An 18,144-nucleotide genomic window follows, 5' to 3' on the forward strand; every position below is an offset into this window, starting at 1 on the left:
TTCCTCCTCCCTTACAGCTTGATTTCGATGTTGACATCCGCAGGCAAATCGATGTGCATCAGGGAGTCCACGGCCTTGGGGGTCGGGTCCACGATGTCGATGAGGCGCTTGTGAGTGCGCATCTCGAAGTGCTCGCGAGAATCCTTGTACTTGTGAGGAGAACGGATAACACAGAAGACGTTCTTCTCGGTCGGCAGCGGAACGGGGCCAACTACAGTTGCGCCCGCGTTCGTCACCGTTTCGACGATTTTCTTCGCCGATTGGTCGATGACCTCATGGTCATAGGACTTAAGCCTGATGCGGATTTTCTGTCCCGCCATTGCCGTCCGCCCTTTCTAGCGATGTTCGTTGTACTGTTTACCAACCTGCTTCTTCAGGGCACCGGCGCGCATGGCCTCCCTTGGACATACGTCCTCTGGCGGTCATCCGACATCAGTGCGCAGTCTCCGTTTGCCACCTACAAGAAGTGGTTCCCGGCCCGCGCTCGCTTTTTCAATTCCAATTTGCGAGCCCAAATCAGGCAACTTGTTTATTCAACCATCGAGGCGGGACACTGGAATCCGCGCGTGTCGCGTGCTCGCGCCGACCATACTCTCATAAACCATCAAAAAAGATTACTTGACTCGATACGAATAGGTTGGCGATTACGGGTGAACAGCCAACTGCAGAAACCGGGAATCGTCTGCTCGTACACACGTGTCATAAATCACGCACCAAATATGAACGTTCGGATTGTGACGTACAGCACTGGGCGTTACGCTAAGCGACGTGACACAATCACTGGCAAAAAACATCAAACCCATTCACGAACATGGCGCAAACGTGCTGTACCAACATGGCACCCTGGCCCTACTGGTACCAGGCCTGCTGGAAGGCACCACCACCATCGGCGAGCTGCTCAAGCACGGCGATACGGGTATCGGCACCGGCGAAGGGCTCGACGGCGAGCTCATTATCTTGGATGGGGTCGCATATAAGGTCGGCCAATCCGGTGTGGCCGAGCGCGTGCCAGATGATTTCACGATGCCATTTGCCAACAGCCATAGGGCGGCATTCCAGTATCAGTGCGAACGCGAAGATATTGGTCTTGAGGAACTGAACAAGAAAATCGTTGAGGCCAACGGTCGCGCGAACACCTTCTTCTCGGTGGTGGTGCGCGGCACGTTCAGTTTCATCAAGACCCGCGCGGTCATCAAGCAACAGGCACCCTACCCCACGTTGGTGGAAGTGGCCGATCGACAGGCCGTGTTCCTGCGCCACGATGTCAAAGGCACCATGCTCGGATACTTCTCCCCTGTGATGTTTCATGGTGCTGCCGTGGCCGGATTCCATGAGCATTTTTTGTCCGACGACCACACGTTCGGCGGGCATGTGCTTGATGCGGTACTCCAACGAGGCAAAATCTACAGTCAGGTATTCGACACCCTAGTACAGCATCTGCCGGTGGATGATCCCGGATACCGCAATCATGATTTCAGTCAGGATCCGATTGCTGAGGCCATCTCCAGTGCCGAAGGCGACATTCGTCCACACAACGAATGATTGCCCGGCCAATAGTCCAAGCCCACTCCCCCATAGCTGGCGGCATTGGCCCTCGGCACTTTCTGGGACGAAACGAATGTTCCCCACTCCCCGTGGCCGGCGGCATTGACTTGCATTGCGAATGATTGCCAAGCCAATAGGCTCGGCTACCCCCCCCCCCACACACAGCCTGCGACATTTACTCGTATCGCAAATGATTTCCGCAAGAACAGCGCGAATCCAACTCATATTCTTCGGATAACCGCGCATACCGCGCGCACGCCTGAAATCGGATTCCCACACTGCCGGTAGTCGGTTAACACGTTATTAGTCTCACATTGCTCTTATCTAGAACCGGCCGCTACGATACTATTGCCAGCTATGACGGCACAACGCACGACCCGCAAACGTGATTGGTTTGACAATCAGCCCGGCGCATGGGTGATGGTTATGCTGCCCGCAGCGGCAGGCTTCATTATCGGTGGTCCTAATCTTGATACGCTCTGGCTATTGGCGATTTGGGCTTTGTGCTATTGCGTGCAGTTCAGCGCTGCGCACTGGTTCAAGGCACACTTCTCGCACCGCTATCTGCCACCGATGATTGCCTATACCGTGGCACTTACCGTAATTGGCCTGCCATTCCTGATTACGCATACCGGCATACTGCGCTGGGCTCCTTTATATATAGTGCTGGTCGCGCTATCAATGCTGTCCTCGTGGTTGAGGAAGGAGCGCTCGCTGTGGGGCAATGCGGTATCGGTGATTGCCGCGTCGACGATGGCCACGGTAATCACGTCATTCGGCAGCGCTGCCAAGACGGCATGTGCTATTCCTCTCAACGCGGCGCAAGCCTCGTGCGGAGCCGATACAGACGCCGCACGTGCCATGATTCGGAATATGCCGGGATTCAGCCAGATATTTGAACCCCGTGCCTGGTGGCCCGCTGGTTCTTTGCCCATGAACGGGCTGATTGCCACTGCGCTGTTCGCACTCATCCAATACGGCTCGGTATTGGTGGTCAAAACCATGATTCGAGAACGTGGGAAGCGTTCGTACGTGGCAGCATCGTGGGTATGGCATGTGATGTTGGTGGCGCTGACCATAGTGGCAGGGCATAATCCGTTCCTCATAACAATGAGCGTGCTGCTAATGGCCCGTGCCATCGCCCTGCCTGTGGCCGCTCGGTACCGAACCATGAAACCTGTGGTAACTGGTATTACCGAAGCATTCGCCAGTCTTATTGCTTTTGGCTGCATTCTTGCGGCGGTGTTGATGTAATGCCGCCTATGCATAGGGCCTCCACCGCGCGGTGAAATGCCCACCACGTAGTGATTCTTCCACCACGATGTTAGCGAGAGTTCCTTATCCGCGGAATTCCGCCATTCTGGGACACTGCGCGGTGGGAAATACACGTCGCGGTGGCGCCCCAAAGGCTTTCCATCACATAGCAAAATACACAACATATGACAAAGAGCCCGGCCCCGGAATGGGGTCGGACTCCTGTTACGCGGTCATGAAACCGTTTGGTCTCATATCGCTAATGGCACATGGCCATTAGACTCTTGCAATCAGCGCTCGGAGGCTTCCTCAGTGGCGGCCTCGCCTTCGCGCTCGATGCGCAGCTTGTGGCCTTCCTCCTGGGAGACGCCGTAGTAGGCACCAACGGCGATGTCCTTCATGTCGTTGATCAGCGGGATGCGCGGGTTAGCCGGGGTGCACTGATCCTCGTAGGCACGCATGCCGATCTGATCAAGCACGGACCAGAAGTAATCCTCATCCACGCCGCAATCCTGGAAGCTCTTGTTCATGCCGAGCTTGTTGTCGCGGTAATCCTCGACGGCCTTAGCCAGGTTCTCCACGGCTTCGGCCGGGGTCTTGCCGGTGTCGATGCCGAGATTGCGGGCGATGTCCTGGTAGCGCTCCGGAGCGACGTACTTGTTGTACTTCGGCCAAGAGGTGGGCTCCTCAGGAATCTGGCCGTTGTAACGAATCACATACGGCAGCAGGATGGAGTTGGTACGGCCGTGGGCGATGTGGCACAGAGCACCGATGGTGTGGGCCATGCCGTGGCACATGCCAAGGAACGCGGAGCCGAACGCCATGCCGGCCATGGTGGCGGCGTTGTGCATCTTCTCCTGGGCGTCGGTCTTGGCCAGGCCGGGCTCGCCGTTGACGGACTCAGCCAGGTTGTCCCAGATGAGCTTGGCAGCGTGCAGCGCCATGCCGTCGGTGAAGTCGTTCGCGTACACGGACACGTAGGCTTCCATCGAGTGGGTCAGGGCGTCGAAGCCGGCGTCGGAGGCCAGCTTGCGCGGCTGGGTGCGGGCCAGCACCGGATCCACAATGGCCACGGACGGGGTCAGGGCGTAGTCGGTGATCGGGTACTTGTAGCCGGTCTTGTGGTCGGTGATCACAGCGAACGGCGTGACTTCGGAACCGGTGCCGGAGGAAGTCGGGATGCACACCAGCTTGGCCTTCTTGCCCAGCGGCGGAATCTTGAAGGCGCGCTTACGGATATCGAAGAACTTTTCGCGCACATCGGAGAAGGCGATTTCCGGGTGCTCGTAGAGCAGCCACATGATCTTGGAGGCGTCCATCGGGGAGCCGCCGCCGACCGCGATGATCGTGTCCGGCTCGAACTCGTCGCGCATCATGGCCGCACCCTTTTCGACGGTCTCGACGGAGGGCTCCGGCTCGACGTAGTCGATGATGCGGAAGGTCACGCGGTTGGAACGGGCACGCAGCTGGTCGATGATCTTGTCGACGATGCCGAGCTGCTCCATGACCTTATCGCAGACGATGACGGCCTTCTCGATGCCGTACATGTCGCGCAGGTACTTGATGGCGTTCGGCTCGAAGTAGGTCTTGGCCGGGATCTTGAACCACTGCATGTTGTTGTTCCTCCGAGCAATGCGCTTGATGTTGACGAGGTTCACGGCCTGCACGTTGCCGGAAACCGAGTTGCCGCCGTAGGAGCCGCAGCCGAGGGTCAGGGACGGGGCGATGGCGTTGTAGATATCACCGATGCCGCCGAGAGAGGAAGGCTGGTTCCAGATGATGCGGCAGGCGTGCATACGAACACCGTACTCGCGCACGAGCTCTTGGTTGTTGGTGTGGATGGCGGCGGTGTGGCCGGCACCCAGCTTGAGCATCTTCTCGCACATCTCGAAGGCCTGCTCCTTGTTATCGGCCTTGAGGACGGCCTGCACCGGAGCGAGCTTCTCGTGGGTCAGCGGCTCATCGTCAGAGACTTCCTTGCACTCCGCGGCGAGGATGGTGGCATCCTCAGGAATGTCGAAGCCGGCGGCCTTGGCGATGAACTGCGGGGACTTGCCCGGCACCACGGAGTTCAGCACCGGCTTTTCACCGGAACCGGCCACGCAGCCGAACATGTACTTCTCGAGCTTGGCCTTCTCTTCGGCATTGACGAAGTAGGCCTTGCGCAGCTTGAGTTCCTTGATGAGCGGGGCGTAGACGTCCTTGTGGGCGATGATGGCCTGCTCGGTGGCACAGATCATGCCATAATCGAAGTGCTTGGAGAGCACCAGATCGTTGGCGGCGCGCACGATGTCCACGTCCTTGTCGACGTAGGCCGGCGCGTTGCCGGCGCCCACGCCCAAGGCGGGCTTGCCGGAGGAGTATGCGGCCTTGACCATGCCCGGACCGCCGGTCGCGAGGATGGTGGCGATGCCGTCGTGCTTCATCAGTGCGCCGGTCGCCTCGATGGAGGGGTGCTCGATCCACTGGATGCAGTTCTCGGGGGCGCCCGCCTCGATGGCGGCGTCGCGCACGATCTTGGCGGCCTCAACGGAGCACTTCTGTGCGCCAGGATGGAAGCCGAAAACGATCGGGCAGCGGGTCTTCAGGGCGATGAGGGACTTGAAGATGGCGGTGGAGGTCGGGTTGGTGACCGGGGTGACGCCGGCGACCACGCCGACCGGTTCGGCAACTTCATCGATGCCGAGCACGTCATCTTCGCGGATGATGCCGACGGTCTTCTGACCAGCCAGGTAGTTGGTGATGTGCTCGCAGGCGAAGATGTTCTTGGTCGCCTTGTCTTCCACCAGGCCACGGTGCGTTTCGTCGACGGCCATTTTGGCGAGCACGAGATGCTTGTTCAGCGCCGCCACGGAGGCCTTGGCGACGATGTGGTCGACCTGCTTCTGGTCGAGCTTTTCGAATTCGACGAGAGCCTGCTGGCCCTTGGCTACGAGTGCGTCCACTTCAGCTTCGGCTGCGGCAAGCTTTTCTTCCGGAGTCGGCTTCGTTGCGCTGTTCTTAGTTTCTGCCACTGTAGGATCCTCCTCTAATAGAGATCTGGAACGTGGTGCGTTATTCCTTATTGCTGATTGCCGTTGTGCAACAGTCACGTCACGACGCTTCATGACACTGAATCGCCTGTGACCTGCATCACAATATACATGACCCATTGCATCTTTTCATCCCTTAAGCGAGTTGTGCGTTTCGTGTTATATTCCGTGTGCTTAATGTTCAAACAAGGATTATTTTTGCACAAAACTCTGTTCACTCTCTCCTAATTGTAACCTTTTGTTCATTTTATATATCAAATGAACATTGCATCACCCCTATTTCTAAAAGCCGTTTTTTAAAACTCACGTATTCAAGTCTGCCTTGTTAGACAACTTCTACAAAATCATTTTATTTTAGTGGGCTTGTCGTGTGACCGCCCATCGGCGAAATCACCAATCGGCGTTATCACTGGGTTTCCGCCCCGCCTTCCGATGAGCCTTTCGATACGTCGACGGCGTCGTTCCCGTCTCGTCCAGAAAGCGCCGGTTGAAATTCGACGCATTGTCGTACCCGCATTCCTCCCGGATCCTGGCCACCGCGCGATCCGTTGTGGCCAGCAGACGTTTGGCCCTGCCGATACGCAGCCGTCGCACGAAATCCGAGAATCCGATGCCGGCCGCCCGCTTGAAGAAACGGGAAAACGCCGAAGGGCTCATCGACACCAGACGGGCCGCCTCCTCCAGCGATATCTCCCCGGCCAGGTTCTCCGTGACATAGGCGATGGCCTCGTTCACCGTGCGTTCGGTGTCGGAGCTGAGCTCGAGATCATACCCCGGCGTCACCACCGTGGATGCCTCGGTCTCCGGAGCGTCGGCGAATACGCCGAACAGCTCGATCAGGTCGGCCACACGACGCGCGGGATCATGGTCGCCCATCCCCTCCAGCAACGCTCCGGCAGCCTGGGCCGACTCCCCGGACAGCACCATCGCACGCGCGGCACGGCGCAGTACCAGATTGAACCGGGCGGTTTCCGGAAAACACGCCATCAACGCCTTCACGGTCTGGGGACGCACATGGCACAGCACGTCACGTCGGGCCAACCGCTCCCCCGGCTTCACATCGGAAACCCAGTTATGCGGAAGATTCGAACCAATCAAGGCGACATGCCCGGCGCGGCAGGGGACCACGCAATCACCCACCATCATCAGCCCAGAACCCTCACGGATGAGATGGAACTCGATCTGCGGATGATGATGCCACTTGGCCAGTGAATTCGGATACCCGTGGCTTGCCCATCGCACCGCTGCATCGGCATCGGGAACGATGACCTCCAACGCCCCAGAGCCCGATTCCACGACGGTCCGACGACGGTCGGCGAACATGATATCGGCATTCATCGAAGCCCCCTTCGCTTGCCCTGGCATCACCGGCGGAACGGCCCGGCCCATCCCACCGGATGGGCCGAACCATACCCGGCTCAGTCGCGATCCACGGTAATCTGCAACTTGATATCGCCGGGACGTCCCTCATCCATACGGTCGAAGGCGGCCTTGGCATCGGCCATCGCATAGGTGTCGGTGATGAACGGCTTGAGGTTCAGTTTACCGCTGGCGACCAGGTCAATGGCCTTCTGGTAGACGTTCGCGTAACGGAACACATTCTCGATGCGCACCTCGGTCGCCTGCAGCTCGGTGATGTCGATGCTCACGGGATCGACCGGGATGCCGACGAGGACGGCGGTGCCGCCCGGCGCGACGAGCTTGAAGAAGGTCTCGTAGGCTTTGGGGGCACCCGAGCATTCGAAGATCACGTCGGCTCCCCAGCCTCCGGTTTCCTCACGCACGCGTTCAACGAGATCCTCCTTGGTGAGATCCACCGGCACGATTCCCGGAATCTTGCCGATGATGTCGAGTTTGATGCTGGAAACGTCGGAGACGATCACCTTGGATGCGCCACCGGCAAGCGCGCAGGAGGCGGTGAGCATGCCCACCGTGCCGGAGCCGGTCACCACGCACACGTCGCCGGGTTTGATGCCGGCCTTGGTGGCGGCCCACATGCCGACGGCGGTGGGTTCGAGCAGCGCTCCCTCGCCATAGCTCACATTGTCCGGAAGCTTGTAGGTGAACGCCGCGGGATGGTTGACCGTCTCGCACAGGCAGCCATCCACCGGCGGGGTGGCGAAGAAACGCACGGCCGGATCGACGTTGTACATGCCGAGTTTGCTGGCACGGGAATTCATGTCCGGAATGCCGGGTTCCATGGCCACGCGATCGCCGACTTCGAAGCCTTCGACGCCTGAGCCGACCGCGACGACGGTACCGGAAGCCTCATGCCCCAGGATCATCGGCTGTTCGACCACGTATTTGCCCACACGCCCATGCGTGTAATAGTGCAGATCGGATCCGCACACCCCCACGGTATGCGGGGCGATGGTGAGCTCCCCCGCCGCCGGAGCCGGGGTGTCCGGCACCTCACGCACGTTGATGACGCCCTTCTTCTCAAGAACGACTGCCTTCATGATGTACTCCTTCTGTTTGTTTGGTTGTTTGGTTACATATTCGATTGCCGGCGGGCCACGGCACCATGGCCGATGACACCGACGAGTGGGCTCTCACCGTCGAGCGACGACCTACCCCCGACATTCCGGTTCGGGCTGCGCCAATTCGCCGCTCGACTCCAGAGGCTTCCGGGATTCCAGGACCGTGGCGCCTTTGCCCTTCAGTCGCCGCCCGCGTTCATCGAACCCGGGCTGCTTCGGCCGGATGAACACCGTGATCAGCGAACCGACCGCATAGAGCCCGGCATAGGCCCAGCACACGCCGCTATAACCGACGGTGGAGATGAGAACCGTGGCGATCAGCGGGCCGAAGAACGTGGTCAAGCCGGAGGCGAGATTGTGTGCGGAAATCGCCGCGCCCTTATGCTCCGGGGCGAGGGCCGGGAATATGGCCCCCATCGGCACGAAGGCGGAGATACCCAGACCGAGCACAATCGCGTCGGCGCACATCAGCGCCATATTGCCGCCGAAGAAGCGGGGAATGTAATACATGCCCAGCGTGCCGAGCACGCACCCCCAGCATCCGAACCAGCGCATCTGCCGCATCCATCCGTAACGGTCGCCCATACGACCCCAGAACACGTTGCCGAACACGGTGACGACGAACTGGAATCCCCAGATCTGGCTCCACTGCGAGACTTCGAACCATGCGCCGCCGCCATTGGTATGGGTGGCGAGATACAGCGGCATGATGACCGGGAATCCGTACAGCGTGAGATTGCAGATCACACGGACCACCGCCGCGAGGGCGATCTGCCGGTTCTCCACGAGGATGGTGGCGCCGCGGCTCAGCTCATGGAATTTCTCCTTGGCGCTCATCCCTTCCGTCTTCTCGTTGCGGGTCGACGGCACCAGGGCAAGGCAGATCAGCAGACCGGCAACCGCGAACGGCAGGGACAGCCACAAGCTGCCGTATTCCCCGACCCATCCGATGGTGAAACTCGGCAGGTATGCGCCGAACACGCCGATGCCGAAGGAATAGGACGTCCAGAACCAGCCCATCGCCGTGGCGAGCTTGCCCGGATCGACGGTCTGCGAGATCAGGACCACGAAGCTGTAGATGAACAACGGATATCCCACGCCTCGCATCGCGTACACCGCGAGCATCAACGCATAGGAACCGGACGGCAATGCCATGGTCAGGAACACCAGATGCAGGCAGATCCACGAGATCGCGCCGATGAGCATGATGCGCTTGGCGCCGAACATCTCGGCGAGCACGCCAGACGCCCAGCCTGCGACCGCGGCCATGAGCCCGTACATGGTGAACATCAGCGAGGCCTGAGATGAGCTGAATCCCTGATCGACAATGTATTTGGACAGGAAGGTGAGTTCGAAGCCATCACCGGTCATGAACACGGCGATGGCAATGAATCCCGCCAACAGTTTCCTTGGCAATCCTATGGACATGTTTCCTCGTTTCCCAGCACTTCGTTGTCTGTTGTGTCTGTCCGCTCCTCCTTGGGCGTAATACCATTCTCATGCTGGAAAACCGGGTGTTTTGGTGCCCAACCACCTCGTTGTGATACTTTTTTAACACGCGAGACAGGGCAACATTTCAAAAAGTCTTTTGCTAAAGTAATGAGGGGCCTTACATAGGCAACGACGCGCGAAACGGAAAGGATACGTCATGAAGCCCATGCCATCCACAGCGGTCAAACAGGCCAACCGTCAGGCGATAATCGACCATCTGTACCGGCATGGCCCGTCCACCAAGCAGCATCTGCAGATGACCCTCGGGCTGAGCCTGCCCACCATCACCGCCAATCTGCGTGACCTTGAGGATGAGGGACTGGTCGGACGAGGCGAGCCGACGGAATCGACCGGCGGACGCAAGGCGCAGACCCACGTGTTCGCCGCGAAATCGCATGCGGCGATCGGCGTGAGGATGCGCGCGGACGGCGTCACGCTGGTGGCGGTGGACCTGTACGGCGAGGTGATCGCCCGCAAACGCAAGCGCGTCTCCTACCGCAACACCAGCGACTACTACGATATGGTCGGCGATTTCGTCACCGAATTCGCGGGGCGTGTGGTGCGTTCGGGAAGCCAGGTGCTCGGCATCGCCTTCTCCATCCAAGGCATAGTCTCCCCGGACGGCAGCGCGATCACCTTCGGGCAGATCGTCGGCAATACCGGTCTGACGCTGGAGAAACTCACCCGGCACATCGAATTCCCGGCGCTCATGATCCACGACTCGGACGCTTCGGCCATGGCCGAGCTCTGGTTCGACCCCAGCATCAGCGACGCCGTCTGCATCTATCTGGAACGGCGCCCGGGCGGTGCGGTGATCGCCCATGGAACGCTCTACCAAGGGCCGAACCTGTCCAACGGCACCGTGGAGCACATGTGCCTGGTGCCCGGCGGAAAACCCTGCTATTGCGGGCAGCGTGGATGCATGGACCCGTACTGCTCGCCGGAAGCCCTGCTGGAGGACGGCGAAGGCATGCCCGGTTTCTTCTCGGTGCTGAGCCAAGGCGAACGCGGGCATCGTAAGCGTTTCGACGAATGGATGGGGTACGTGGCGCAGGCGATCGTCAACATCCGTTCGGTGATCGCGGGCGACGTGATCATCGGTGGCGAAGCCGCGCAATATCTGGACGACGACATGCTGACCGAACTCAAGCATCGCGCGGAGTCGCTCAGCCCGTTCACGACCGACTTCACACTGAAGAAAAGCATCTGCATCGAGGATCAGAACACCATCGGCGCCGCGCTGCGTTTCGTGCGCGACTACGTGGACGGCATCTGCGGACGCATGAGGCCACTGCCCCGAAGGTGAACACGATACGGGAAGGGCCGCTGCCCTACCTTGGAATCAGGTGGGGCAGCGGCCCTTCCCGCCATTGCGGATCCGGTTATCACACGATCTGGCAGAATTCGATGGTCTCGTCATTGGGACCGTACACGTTGAAGTAGCGGATGCCATGCTCCCAGAAGCTGTCGATGTGCTGAATCTCGGTGTCCTTGAACTCCAGACCGAGCTTCTTGGCGTTGGCGAACGCGGCCTCGATATCCGGGGTGTCGAACGCCCAGTGGTTGATGGCGCCGGTGACGCCGGGTGCCGGCTCACCCTCCCAGGTTTCGATGGTCAGATGCCCGTAGCGCAGGAACGCGCAACGGTTGTCGCCGTTATGGAACAGTCCGGCGAGTTCAAATCCGAGCTTTTCCGTGTAGAACGCGATGGTTTCGTCCAGATCCCTGGCGATCATGCCGGAATGCTGCAGATCGGTGGTGAAGGCGGACATGGGTTTGGTCATGATGATCTCCTTTGCATTGGTTGATGGATGATGGTTCATATCAACGTCGTTGACGATTGGATTGCGATTAAGTCTAGACGGCTTCGGCTGCGGCAACACCGACGCCGATGCTCTCCTCTGATACCGTGTTGACCGCCGGCACCGCATCGTCTTGCGGCGCCGTTCCGTTCTTTGCCTTAGCGATCCGATGGCCATGCTCGTCGAATCCGGGCTGCCGCGGCCGGATGAACAACGTCAGCACGAATGCCAGCACATACAACGCCGCATACGTCCAGCACACGCCGCCGTACCCGATGACCGGCAGAAGAATCGTGGCGACGCCGGGACCGGCGAACGTGGTGAGGCCCGCCGCGAGATTGTAGGCGGACAATGCGGCGCCCTGTTTGCCTTCACCGGCGTACAACGTCATGATGGTCGGCAGCGACGAGAAGGCGCAGGTGCCGATGCCCACGATGATCGAGGCGACAATCATCATCAGCGCGTTCGCGCCGAACCATTGCGGAATGTAGTAGAAGGCGACGGATCCGACGGCGAGCACCGCGCAACCGAACCAGCGCATCGGCCACACCCATCCGAAACGATCCATGAACCAACCCCAGAAGGTGTTGAAGATCAGGGTGACCACGAATACGAAGCCCCAGATGCGCATCCATTCCTCGGTTTTGAAGATGTTGATGCCGCCGTTGTGCGTGGTGCACAGGTATAGGGGCATGATGACGGGGAAGCCGTACAGCAGCAGGTTGTTGATGATGCGGATAATCGCGCAGATGAGGATCTTGCGGTTGGTGACGAGGATGGTGGCGCCTTCGGCCAGTTCCTTCAGCTGTTCCTTACGGCTCAGCCCTTCGCCTTTGACGACCTTGTTCTTCGGCACGAACAGGAAGCACATGATCGTGCCGACGATGGAGAACGGCAGCGCGAACCAGAAGGTGCGGTATTCGCCGAACACCGGCATGATGAAGCTCGGCAGGTATGCGCCGAACACGCCGATGCCCAGCGAGAAGCAGGTCCAGAAGAATCCGGTGGCCGAGGCGAGTCTGGACGGGGAGATGTGCTGCGCCATCAGCACCACGAAACTGTAGATGAACAGCGGGTAGCCGATGCCGCGCAGGGCGTACAGGCCGAGGATCAGCGGATAGATGCGGCTGGGGATGGCCACGCCGAGGAACAGCAGGTGGATGCCGATCCACCAGCATGCGCCGAACATCATGACGCGTCTGGCACCGAACATCTCGGCAAGCATGCCGGCGGACCATCCGCCCGCCGCGGCGAACAGACCGTACACGGTGACCAACAGCGAAGCCTGGGATGAGGTGAATCCCTGATCCACCATGAATTTGGAGAGGAAGGTGAGTTCGAAGCCGTCACCGGTCATGAAGATCGCGACGGCCAGGAAGCCGAGCATCAGCACCCGGGGAACGCCGAGGCGCTCAAGCAGCCTAATCATGAGCAATAAACCCCTTACCCGACCTTCACCGACGTTGGGAAGATCGTTTCACAGTCATATGAATGTTCGCACACAGCGGTTCCGGCCCCTTTGCCGGCGCCCCGCACCGCGGGAGGCATGGCCGCCGTCCGTGTGCGCGTGGCGACGGCCATGATTTCATACGTGTGGGCGGATGGCCCGTGGCGTCACTCGCCGATCTTGACGACGGCCTTGGAAACGCCCTTGATCTTGCCGTCGAGGAAGTCCTGCACCTCGTCGAGCCCCAGTTCGTGGCTGATCAGGCCGCCGATGTTCATCTTGCCGGCGGAAACCAGCGAGATGGCATCGCGGAAGGTGAGCGGGTTGATGAAGGAGCCTTGGATGGTCAGCTGCTTCTTGTAAATGTCGTACGTATTCATTTCGAAATGCGCCTCCTGCGGGCCGACGCCGAACATCAGCACCTGGGCGCCCTTCTTGGCCGCGGCGACCGCCTGGGCCTGGGTGGCGGGCAGGCCGACCGCTTCGACGATCACGTCGTAGGAGTCCGCCGGAATCTGCTCGCGGGTGGTGTTGTACGTTTCAGTGACGCCGAAAAGCTCCTTGTTGCGCTGCAGCTTCTCGTCGAAGATTCCGGCAAGATCCACCTGATGCACGCCGTACGCCTGCAGCAGCTGGACGAAGATCTGCCCCATGAAGCCGTCGCCGATGACCAACGCCTTCTGGTACGGGTGCAACTTGAGCAGATCGAGTCCGTGCACCGCGCAGGAGACCGGTTCGATGGCGGCCGCGTCACGCAGGGAGACATTGTCGGGCAGCTTGTAGACCACAGTGGCGGGAGCGGTGAACTGTTCGGCCAGACCGCCGTCGCGGGTGACGCCGACCGCGCTCAAGTGGTCGCATAGTTCCGGACGCTGAGTCAGGCAGAATTCGCACTGGCCGCAGTAGATGTTCGGATCGACGGCCACGCGGTCGCCGACCTTGACGTTGGTGACTTCTGAACCGACCGCGGCGACGACGCCGGAGTTCTCATGGCCGAGCACGATCGGCGGAACTGCGGCAGCGGAGCCGGGGCGACCTGCGTACAGGTCGTGGTCCGTGCCGCACACACCTGCATATACGGTGTTGATCAGCACTTCATCGGGTTCGATCTGCGGTGTTGGCATGTTCTGGATTTCGAATTTCTTGACACCGGTCAGTACAAGAGCTTTCATGATATGTCCTTTCCACTATGAAAGAGGTTCCGGCAGATCGTTCTGCCTGATGATTGAAAACTATACACTTTCTTAAATTCTTTTGCAAATTTCTTTTCATAAAGTTATTTGCAAATCGTGTTGCCGCAGAAAATCAACGTTTTTCAAAAAACCACCATCACAATATGCACATCATCATCAAAAATAGCCAGAACGGCATCTCACCGGCAGCGCAGCAACCATCGATCTGACATGGGCGGAAATGGTCCCGACATAGCAAGTCAACAGATAATTCCAAAGTGTTTAGAATGAGGTTATGAAGAACCCGTCTTTGCACCGTTACGCAACCCGCCCAGGTCTCTACTTCACCGATGACGGTGGCGCCGACGCCATCGTCCGCTCGGAAACAGCAGACCAGCTGTGGTTTTGCGTACTTGAACCACTTGACCAGCCGAGCGCCTTCTATGCCGACGCAGTACGATTGTTCAACGAGCCGGGGCTGACCTTCATCGATCAGGCGATGAAACAGCGCATCTGCACTCGGCGAATCCCCTCGCTCAATCTTCGCGAAACACTATTCCGCATGGACGGGCCCAATTACGGACTGTGGTACGTTCACGTTCCCCAGGCTTGGGATGGCATGCAATACGGATACCGCGTCAACGGCCCATGGGACCCCGACCACGGCGTGAGCTTCAACCCGTACAAACTGTTGCTCGACCCCTATGCCAAAGGCATCGAAGGATCAATGGAGCTTGATCCCGGAGCGTTCTCCTATGAATGCGAGATCGTGAACGGCAAAGTCAAAGGTTCGCCATTCGGCCCGATGAGCACCATCGACTCCGTGGGGCATGTTCCCGTTTCCGTGGCGATAGACGACCGTGCCACCAACAAGCATGACGGTGAGCCATCACACCCGCATGTGGCATGGAGCAAAACCGTGATCTACGAGCTGCACGTCAAAGGCTTCACAGCCAACGCGCCTTGGCTTCCCAAAGAGCTTCGCGGCACCTATGCAGGTTTGGCACATCCGGCGACGCTCTCCTACCTGCAGGATTTGGGCGTCACTTCCATTGAGCTGCTGCCGATTCAAGCCAAGCAATCCGAACTGTTTCTGCAGGAACGCGGACGCGTCAACTATTGGGGATATTCGACGCTCGGCTATTTCGCGCCGGAAGCCTCATACGCCACCAAGCGCTCCCAGGAGGCCGGCGCCGCCGCCGTACGCCAGGAAGTCATTGACATGGTGCGCGCATTGCACGAGGCCGGTTTCGAAGTGATTATGGACGTGGTCTACAACCACACCTGCGAATCCGGTCCGGAAGGGCCGACCGTATGCTGGCGCGGACTTGACAATCTGTCGTACTATCGACGCACCAAAGACAAGATGAGTCGCCTGTACGACACCACCGGCTGCGGCAACACACTTGATTTCACCAACACGCACGTCACCACGTTCGCCGTGGATTCGTTGCGCTATTGGGCCAAACGCATTGGCATCGACGGATTCCGATTCGATCTCGCGGCGACGCTGGCACGTCTCGACGATGAATTCACCCGCTACCATCCGTTCCTGTATGCATTGCGTTCTGACATGCTGCTCGGCAATCTCAAAATGATCATGGAACCTTGGGATTGCGGTCCAAATGGCTGGCGCACCGGCGAATTCGGCATCCCCTTCGCCGAATGGAACGACAGGTTCCGCGATTGCACACGCAAATTCTGGCTGACCGACGTGGATCGCATGCGCGGTGGAGAATACGGCGAAATGACCATGCAGGAGATGGCCACACGTTTGTGCGGATCATCCGACCTGTTCGCCACCGATCCAGGCCGCGGTTCGACCGCGTCCGTGAATTACGTGGCATGCCATGACGGCTTCACCACAGCCGATCTGACCATGTACAAAACCAAGCATAACGAGGCCAACGGCGAAAACAACCGCGACGGAACAAACGACAATCATTCCGTCAACTTCGGTCACGAGGGCCCCAGCGGCGATCAAATCATCGTGCAGCAACGGCAACGCGCCACCATGAACCTGCTGGGTACGCTGCTGCTTTCGCTAGGCACGCCAATGCTGCTTGCCGGCGACGAATTCGGCAATTCGCAGAACGGCAACAACAACGCCTACACGCAGGATAACGACACCACCTGGCTTGATTGGGATTGGCTGTACAGTACCGAACAAACGCCGGAATTGAAGCAGTTCAATCTCACTTCCCGTTTAATCACATTGCGTAAATCCCGTGATTTGTACAATCATGAGGATTTCTTCACTCGCCTGAGCGAAATCGGTTTGCTGAAGAAATCCGATCGCGTGCATTGGTATTTGCCGAATGGACAGATGCCAAATGATGCGGATTGGACGAATCCTTCCGTCCGTCCGTTCGCCATGCAGCTGCTATCTCCCGACGAGCCAAGTCTGCTGATTCTGATCAACGGTTCCGATGAGGTCACGCGTTTTCATCTGCCGAAAGACATCGAATGGGAGATGGTCTGGTCCTCGTCGGAGATTGTCGGCGAATATCCGGGATTGGGAACGTCCATCGAACGTGTGTCGGAATTCGACGAAGAATCGGAAAGCAAGCCCGCGGGCAGACTCCGCAACCATCTGCACCGCATCAACATGATGTACTGGCAGATGAAAGACGATGCGGACGATCTGCAATCCGCCGATGATGGGCTGTCGGAAGATGATCCGACATTGTGGACGCTTCCGGCATTGAGCATCAGCGCGATGAAGCAGATGCCAACCATCTAAACGCCAGTCAAAATACCGTCCGAAATACCAAGAAACCCCTCGGAAATCGAATTTCCGAGGGGTTTCGTATAAGCCGTAAAGCTTTAGCGCTTGGAGAACTGCGGGGCGCGACGTGCCTTGTGCAGACCGGCCTTCTTGCGCTCCACGACGCGGGCGTCGCGGGTCAGGAAGCCAGCCTTCTTCAGGGCGGCGCGGTTGGCGTCACGATCGATGGCGTTCAGAGCGCGGGCCACGCCGAGACGGATGGCGCCGGCCTGGCCGGTGGTGCCGCCGCCGTCAACGAGGACGATAGCGTCGAACTTGCCTTCGAGCTTGAGCAGAACGATCGGGGAGTTGACCTCACGCTGCAGCAGCTTGGAGGGGAAGTACTCCTCCAGAGTGCGGCCGTTGATGGTCCACTTGCCGTCACCCGGAACCAGACGGACACGGGCGACAGCCTCCTTGCGGCGACCGGTGCCGTAGCCCGGCTCGATCGCGGAGGTGCCGGTACCAGCGCCAGCGTTGGTCTCGGTGGTGTAGTTGGTGAGCTCCTCTTCGGTCTCGACAACCTGGGAGTCGTTGGTGTTTTCAGCCATGATTCTTATCTCCTCTCAGGTTTCACTTAGCCTGCTGCGAGACCTGAGCGATCTCGAAGACCTGGGGCTTCTGCGGGGTGTGCGGGTGCTCAGCGCCGCGGAAGATACGCAGACGATCGAGCTGCACCTTGGCCAGACGGTTCTTCGGCAGCATGCCCTTGACAGCTTCCTTGATGATGCGCTCGGGGTTCTTCTCGAGCAGCTCGGCGTAGGAGTCGCGACGCAGACCACCAGGACGGCCGGAGTGCGAGTAGAGTTCCTTGCCCATCTTGTTGCCAGTCAGAGCAATCTTGTCGGCATTGATGATGATCACGTGGTTGCCGGAGTCGGCGTGCGGCGCGAAAGTCGGCTTGTTCTTGCCACGCAGCAGGATTGCAGCCTGGGAGGCGAGACGACCAAGCACCACGTCGGTGGCGTCGATGACGTACCAGTCGTGAGTCAGATCAGCTGGTTTCGGAGTGAAGGTTTTCACTGGATTACCTTTTCTATATATTGTGTTCCGGGCTGTCAGCTGCTTGGCGCGGCTTGGTCAGGGCCGCATCCAAGAGGCTTCAGGCCTCATTATCCGTGGGCTCCCTGAAAGTCCTCGATGGCGAGTGGGAT

14 protein-coding genes are annotated in these 18,144 nt (G+C 59.1%); 4 read left to right on the forward strand and 10 right to left on the reverse strand.

Annotation, left to right across the window (positions count from 1 at the left end; translation table 11 throughout):
* Positions 1-11: 11 nt before the first annotated feature.
* Positions 12-320 carry a 30S ribosomal protein S10 gene (gene rpsJ, locus NBH12_RS00245; RefSeq protein WP_003827292.1) on the reverse strand — a complete coding sequence of 103 codons (309 nt, stop codon included), beginning with the start codon at positions 318-320 and terminating at the stop codon, positions 12-14.
* 448 nt (positions 321-768) lie between these two features.
* Here rpsJ and budA point away from each other — a divergent pair, with 448 nt between their 5' ends.
* Together budA and NBH12_RS00255 are read left to right on the forward strand one after the other, a co-directional pair.
* Entirely contained in the window at positions 769-1,542 is a 774-nt protein-coding gene (budA, locus tag NBH12_RS00250) for an acetolactate decarboxylase (RefSeq protein ID WP_003829882.1), read from the forward strand.
* A gap of 360 nt (positions 1,543-1,902) precedes the next feature.
* Positions 1,903-2,799, forward strand: a complete 897-nt coding sequence (locus NBH12_RS00255) for a YwiC-like family protein (RefSeq protein WP_025263250.1) — start codon at positions 1,903-1,905, stop codon at positions 2,797-2,799.
* 290 nt (positions 2,800-3,089) lie between these two features.
* Here NBH12_RS00255 and adhE read toward each other — a convergent pair whose 3' ends face one another.
* The 4 genes from adhE to NBH12_RS00275 all read right to left on the reverse strand — a co-directional run bounded on the left by adhE (position 3,090) and on the right by NBH12_RS00275 (position 9,739).
* A complete protein-coding gene (adhE, locus tag NBH12_RS00260) occupies positions 3,090-5,813 on the reverse strand; it encodes a bifunctional acetaldehyde-CoA/alcohol dehydrogenase (protein WP_052789301.1) in 2,724 nt (907 codons plus the stop codon).
* Between the two features lie 408 nt (positions 5,814-6,221).
* Positions 6,222-7,169 (reverse strand): helix-turn-helix domain-containing protein, encoded by a 948-nt coding sequence (locus NBH12_RS00265; RefSeq protein WP_016462585.1) that lies wholly within the window; start codon positions 7,167-7,169, stop codon positions 6,222-6,224.
* 80 nt (positions 7,170-7,249) lie between these two features.
* Positions 7,250-8,290 (reverse strand): NAD(P)-dependent alcohol dehydrogenase, encoded by a 1,041-nt coding sequence (locus tag NBH12_RS00270; protein WP_003829876.1) that lies wholly within the window; start codon positions 8,288-8,290, stop codon positions 7,250-7,252.
* A gap of 111 nt (positions 8,291-8,401) precedes the next feature.
* Positions 8,402-9,739 carry an MFS transporter gene (locus NBH12_RS00275; protein ID WP_003829875.1) on the reverse strand — a complete coding sequence of 446 codons (1,338 nt, stop codon included), beginning with the start codon at positions 9,737-9,739 and terminating at the stop codon, positions 8,402-8,404.
* 220 nt (positions 9,740-9,959) lie between these two features.
* Between NBH12_RS00275 and NBH12_RS00280 the strand changes: the two genes are divergently transcribed.
* A complete protein-coding gene (locus NBH12_RS00280; RefSeq protein WP_003831534.1) occupies positions 9,960-11,108 on the forward strand; it encodes an ROK family transcriptional regulator in 1,149 nt (382 codons plus the stop codon).
* 79 nt (positions 11,109-11,187) lie between these two features.
* Here NBH12_RS00280 and NBH12_RS00285 read toward each other — a convergent pair whose 3' ends face one another.
* The 3 genes from NBH12_RS00285 to NBH12_RS00295 all read right to left on the reverse strand — a co-directional run bounded on the left by NBH12_RS00285 (position 11,188) and on the right by NBH12_RS00295 (position 14,223).
* Complete coding sequence (locus NBH12_RS00285; RefSeq protein ID WP_014484259.1) at positions 11,188-11,586, reverse strand: VOC family protein; 399 nt, start codon at positions 11,584-11,586, stop codon at positions 11,188-11,190.
* Between the two features lie 73 nt (positions 11,587-11,659).
* Positions 11,660-13,033, reverse strand: a complete 1,374-nt coding sequence (locus NBH12_RS00290; RefSeq protein WP_003829872.1) for an MFS transporter — start codon at positions 13,031-13,033, stop codon at positions 11,660-11,662.
* Positions 13,034-13,218: 185 nt separating this feature from the next.
* Positions 13,219-14,223, reverse strand: a complete 1,005-nt coding sequence (locus NBH12_RS00295; protein WP_003829871.1) for a zinc-dependent alcohol dehydrogenase family protein — start codon at positions 14,221-14,223, stop codon at positions 13,219-13,221.
* 295 nt (positions 14,224-14,518) lie between these two features.
* On the opposite strand from NBH12_RS00295, the gene glgX reads away from it, so the two are divergent.
* Positions 14,519-16,966, forward strand: a complete 2,448-nt coding sequence (glgX, locus tag NBH12_RS00300; protein ID WP_003829869.1) for a glycogen debranching protein GlgX — start codon at positions 14,519-14,521, stop codon at positions 16,964-16,966.
* 83 nt (positions 16,967-17,049) lie between these two features.
* Here the strand turns inward: glgX and rpsI are convergent, their stop codons facing one another.
* Together rpsI and rplM are read right to left on the reverse strand one after the other, a co-directional pair.
* On the reverse strand, positions 17,050-17,541 hold the full coding sequence (rpsI, locus tag NBH12_RS00305; RefSeq protein WP_003829868.1) for a 30S ribosomal protein S9: 492 nt from the start codon (positions 17,539-17,541) through the stop codon (positions 17,050-17,052).
* A gap of 22 nt (positions 17,542-17,563) precedes the next feature.
* The gene (gene rplM, locus NBH12_RS00310; protein ID WP_003829867.1) at positions 17,564-18,013 is read right to left on the reverse strand and encodes a 50S ribosomal protein L13; all 450 of its coding nucleotides are present in this window, start codon (positions 18,011-18,013) and stop codon (positions 17,564-17,566) included.
* Positions 18,014-18,144: the final 131 nt, after the last annotated feature.

The sequence above is a fragment of the Bifidobacterium sp. M3-N-101 genome (genome assembly GCF_023656805.1).
Lineage (GTDB): Bacteria > Actinomycetota > Actinomycetes > Actinomycetales > Bifidobacteriaceae > Bifidobacterium > Bifidobacterium breve.

What these genes read in the sequence shown, in the direction of transcription:
- rpsJ (WP_003827292.1), bottom strand. Translation starts at nt 320, where the DNA reads ATGGCGGGACAGAAAATCCGCATCAGGCTTAAGTCCTATGACCATGAG.
- NBH12_RS00255 (WP_025263250.1), top strand. Translation starts at nt 1,903, where the DNA reads ATGACGGCACAACGCACGACCCGCAAACGTGATTGGTTTGACAATCAG.
- NBH12_RS00265 (WP_016462585.1), bottom strand. Translation starts at nt 7,169, where the DNA reads ATGAATGCCGATATCATGTTCGCCGACCGTCGTCGGACCGTCGTGGAA.
- NBH12_RS00270 (WP_003829876.1), bottom strand. Translation starts at nt 8,290, where the DNA reads ATGAAGGCAGTCGTTCTTGAGAAGAAGGGCGTCATCAACGTGCGTGAG.
- NBH12_RS00275 (WP_003829875.1), bottom strand. Translation starts at nt 9,739, where the DNA reads ATGTCCATAGGATTGCCAAGGAAACTGTTGGCGGGATTCATTGCCATC.
- NBH12_RS00280 (WP_003831534.1), top strand. Translation starts at nt 9,960, where the DNA reads ATGAAGCCCATGCCATCCACAGCGGTCAAACAGGCCAACCGTCAGGCG.
- NBH12_RS00285 (WP_014484259.1), bottom strand. Translation starts at nt 11,586, where the DNA reads ATGACCAAACCCATGTCCGCCTTCACCACCGATCTGCAGCATTCCGGC.
- NBH12_RS00290 (WP_003829872.1), bottom strand. Translation starts at nt 13,033, where the DNA reads ATGATTAGGCTGCTTGAGCGCCTCGGCGTTCCCCGGGTGCTGATGCTC.
- NBH12_RS00295 (WP_003829871.1), bottom strand. Translation starts at nt 14,223, where the DNA reads ATGAAAGCTCTTGTACTGACCGGTGTCAAGAAATTCGAAATCCAGAAC.
- glgX (WP_003829869.1), top strand. Translation starts at nt 14,519, where the DNA reads ATGAAGAACCCGTCTTTGCACCGTTACGCAACCCGCCCAGGTCTCTAC.
- rpsI (WP_003829868.1), bottom strand. Translation starts at nt 17,541, where the DNA reads ATGGCTGAAAACACCAACGACTCCCAGGTTGTCGAGACCGAAGAGGAG.